The 278-nt window shown below is 68.0% G+C and carries 1 protein-coding gene; it reads right to left on the bottom strand.

Going from position 1 to position 278, the window contains the following annotated elements:
- The coding region (locus SB847_RS20880) for a type IV pilin protein (protein ID WP_410578502.1) at nt 1-278 on the bottom strand (278 nt) is incomplete at both ends.

The raw sequence follows: 278 nt of genomic DNA, 5'->3' as shown, positions 1-278 counted from the left end.
CACACAGCGCATCGGCCAGCTTGGGCGTGGCGGTGAGGGTGTAGCCGGTGGCGTCGCCGCCGCCGGTCACGGCGATGGTGATCACATGGCTGCCTTGGTCGCAGGTATCCCCGGACCCCGTGGTCTGGGCGGCGCATGCCAGCACCTTGAGATCGGCAGGGTTCGACGAATACTTGTTGTTCACCGTGAAATACCTCTCCTGGGCGCCCTGCACGCGCGCCAGGGCGGCCTTGGCTTCGGTGCGGCGCGCCTTGGTCACGTACTGCCCGTACTGCGGG

Source organism: Bacillus sp. SIMBA_026 (genome assembly GCF_046535335.1).
GTDB lineage: Bacteria > Bacillota > Bacilli > Bacillales > Bacillaceae > Bacillus > Bacillus velezensis.
This window is presented reverse-complemented; position numbering and strand designations above follow the sequence as displayed.